Genomic DNA, 3239 nt, shown 5'->3' with positions numbered 1-3239 from the left:
AACCGCGTGGGCGGTGTCGCCTACCGCGCCTACGGCGGGTACAGAGGGGCCGTGCGGAAGAGGCTTCTGGTCATGCCTCCTCATTACCTGGATGAGGAGGCGGATCCGGGCATCTCTTTCTTCGGGGTACGGCCGGGCGCCTCTGGGCCAGCGGAAGATGGGAGTCCCGACGAAGCTCTTGGCTTCCTCCGCTCGCTTGGGATCGGCCGGGATCAGATCGGTGACGTATTCTCCAGCCCTGATGGCTGGCAAGGCGTGGTCGCGCGCGAGGTGTTCCCCGCGGGGGGCAGCCGGGGACCCCTGGTAGAACTCGACGCGGAGGAGGTCACGTTTCCAGGGCAAGTCACGAGGGAAATCAGGACAACTGTAGCGTCCATGCGGCTCGACGCCGTCGCCGGGGGTGGGTTCGCTGCCTCACGCACGAGGCTGGCCCAGGAAATCAGAGTTGGGCGAGTGAAAGTGAACGGGGTGCCCGTCCAGTCCCCATCCCACAAGATATCTGAAGGCGACGTAATCATCGCTTCCGGCAGGGGACGGCTGGTTGTCTGTGAGGTCAGGGGCGAAACCCGGCCCCGCCTGGTTTCGTTAGTACTCAAGAGGTATTCGGTGCACCCAAACAACATACGAGAGGAGGCTTCCAATGCTGACACCACTTGAGGTCCACGGGAAAGAGTTCTCCGTCAGGTTCCGGGGTTACGACTCCCGTGAGGTGGAGGAGTTCCTCGACCAAGTCGCTGAGAGCTATGAGCAGTTGTGGCGGGAGAACTCCGAGTTCCGGGACAGAATCCAGGAACTCACTGGAAAACAGGACGAATACTCGGACATAGGGGAGACTCTGAAGCAGACTCTGGTCATGGCCCAGAAGGCAGCGGATGACGCCCGCCGGAACGCCGAAGAAAAGGCCCGCCTGATTGTGGAGACCGCCGAGCGAGAGGCCGCAGCCGTCCACGACCGCATGCAGGAGAAGGTCCGGGCTGCCGAGAAGCGCGTCGAGGAACTGGCGGCACAGGAGGCCACGTTCAAGGCGAGGATGAGGGCGTTGCTTGAGAGCTACATGGAGCTCCTCAAGAACGTCGACCGTGACCTCGGTATCGGGCAGGCGGCAGCGGCGCGAGACTGAAACCGTCTTCCCGCGGGCACAATACTCCCTGCGGGGTGGGAGACTTGCCTAGGAGGGTGAGGCCGCGCTCGACGGGCGCGCTTACAAGGAGACTCGCGGAGTTGTCCTTACGGCTCGAGAAAGCCCAGATCGCCGAGTACGTCGAGTTCATGCGGAGCCCGCGAAGGGTCCTGTACTCCAACTTCCTGGCTGGCCTCGCCAGAGGTTTCGGGATCGGGATCGGGGCTACCGTACTTGCGGCGGTCTTCTTGTATGCTCTCTCCGTTGTGATCTCTCTCAACCTGCCTATCATCGGCAAGTTCATCGCCGACATCGTCCGGATAGTGGAAGCATACCGAACGTGAAGGTTGGCGGGTTCGCGCCTGGAGGGGATCACTTGCTTACGCCAGAGCGCATTGTGGCGTTTCGAGACAGGCTCATCGATGAGAGGGCCGCGGCGACCGACAGACTCCGCGAAGTCACAGGGTCCGCTGGATTCGATGAACCCGAGTCAGAGTGGGCCGGAGAGCTCTCGCAGTACGACAACCACACTTCTGACAGCGGACCCGCTTTGGAGATGCGGGCGATAAACCTCGGGCTCGTGAACCACGAGCGTGATACCATTGCGCAGATCGATTCTGCGCTCGAGCGCATCAGAGGCGGCACCTACGGGATCTGTACGGAATGCGGTCGGGACATACCCATCGACCGCCTGGAGGCATTGCCCTACGCCGAGACTTGCACGGACTGTGGGGCGCGCATGGCGGCCCCGCGTGGGACGGGCACTCGGAGGCCCATCGAGGAGGAGGTCCTAAGGCCACCGTTTGGAGGAAGGGACCCTGCTCGCGCCTTCGACGACCCTGGCATTCACGGCGAGGATATGTGGGACCAGCTGGCACAGTACGGGACCGCCAACAGCCCGCAGGACGAGGAGGCGGGCAACTCCCGGGGGGCAGACCGTGACTAGGTCCAACTGTTTACCTCACCAAGCAGGTGTGTTAGAATTATGGCCGGACCTGAGAGAGGCTCGGGAGTGGGGTTGCGTGGCGCTGTTCCTGGTATCTGCATGGATCGTGCTTCTGGACCAGATCTCCAAGACAATCGTGATGCGTGCTCTGTATCCATATGAGGCTGTGCATTGTCTGGGGGGAATGGTGCGGATCACACACGTGAGGAATCCCGGCGCTGCATTCGGCATCCTCCAGAACCAGGTATGGCTCTTCGCGACGGCGACATTCCTCGTGGCATCGCTCGTGCTGACTTTCTACCGGAGGGTTCCAAGGTCCGACTGGTGCATGAAACTCGGCCTCGCTCTCGGGCTCGGAGGTTCGCTCGGGAACCTTGTGGACAGGCTCCGCTTCGGGAGTGTCATCGATTTCATCGAAATCGAACCCTTTCCCGTTTTCAACCTGGCCGATTGTGCCATCGTGGCTGGGGTCATCCTGCTTCTCTTCGCCATTCTCAGGACCCCCAGTCGAGAGGAGGAGTAGCGCTTGTATCCTGTCCTTTTCAAGTTGTGGAAACTGCCTGTTTACTCCTGGGGCCTTTCACTCGCAGTGGCGTTCATAGTGGGTACGCTCTATGGGGTCTTCGCAGGCAAGAAGAAGGGCGTCCACCCCGATCACGTCATCGACCTAGCACTTTTTGTGTGTATAGCTTCGATCATAGCCGGCAGGCTCCTTTTCGTCCTTCTGAACCTGGGCAGCTACATGTCTGACCCCATCACTATCCTGTACCTGCGCGACGGAGGCCTATCGTTCTTCGGGGGCCTCGCAGGCGGGATCCTGGTGGGGATATGGTATTGCCGACGAAACAAGATCTCTGTCGGCAAGATGGCGGACATCGCCGGGCCTGCAGTCGCGCTGGGCTATGCGATCGTGCGGATCGGGTGTCTTCTGAACGGGTGCTGCTACGGTGTGGAGTCTTCCGTGCCGTGGGCACTCGAATGCGGCACGGGAATGGTCCTGCGCCATCCGACACAGATCTATGCGGCCATATACAGCCTGATCATATTCGCCATCTTGATGTACGCGGACCGGAAAAAGAAGTTCGACGGGCAGGTACTCTTCCTCTACGTCGGGCTCTACTCGGTTGCCAGGTTCATCGTGGAGTTTTGGAGGGACGTGCCACGTGACTACTT

At 60.9% G+C, this 3239-nt stretch carries 6 protein-coding genes; all 6 read left to right on the top strand.

What is annotated here, in order from left to right; all coding sequences use genetic code 11:
* Positions 1 to 657 (top strand): S4 domain-containing protein (locus tag NUW23_05980; protein MCR4425726.1); only part of this gene is annotated, 657 nt, incomplete at its 5' end.
* Complete coding sequence (locus NUW23_05975) at positions 641 to 1120, top strand: DivIVA domain-containing protein (GenBank protein MCR4425725.1); 480 nt, start codon at positions 641 to 643, stop codon at positions 1118 to 1120. The genes NUW23_05980 and NUW23_05975, both read left to right, overlap by 17 nt.
* A 56-nt stretch (positions 1121 to 1176) precedes the next feature.
* Positions 1177 to 1464 carry a DUF5665 domain-containing protein gene (locus NUW23_05970; protein ID MCR4425724.1) on the top strand — a complete coding sequence of 96 codons (288 nt, stop codon included), beginning with the start codon at positions 1177 to 1179 and terminating at the stop codon, positions 1462 to 1464.
* Positions 1465 to 1496: 32 nt separating this feature from the next.
* Positions 1497 to 2066: a TraR/DksA C4-type zinc finger protein gene (locus NUW23_05965; protein ID MCR4425723.1), complete on the top strand. Its 570-nt coding sequence runs from the start codon at positions 1497 to 1499 to the stop codon at positions 2064 to 2066.
* Between the two features lie 76 nt (positions 2067 to 2142).
* Positions 2143 to 2589 (top strand): signal peptidase II, encoded by a 447-nt coding sequence (gene lspA / locus NUW23_05960; protein ID MCR4425722.1) that lies wholly within the window; start codon positions 2143 to 2145, stop codon positions 2587 to 2589.
* A gap of 3 nt (positions 2590 to 2592) precedes the next feature.
* Positions 2593 to 3239: prolipoprotein diacylglyceryl transferase (gene lgt, locus NUW23_05955; protein ID MCR4425721.1), on the top strand; the 647-nt coding region annotated here is incomplete at its 3' end.

Source organism: Bacillota bacterium (genome assembly GCA_024655925.1).
Lineage (GTDB): Bacteria > Bacillota > DTU025 > DTU025 > JANLFS01 > JANLFS01.
This window is presented reverse-complemented; position numbering and strand designations above follow the sequence as displayed.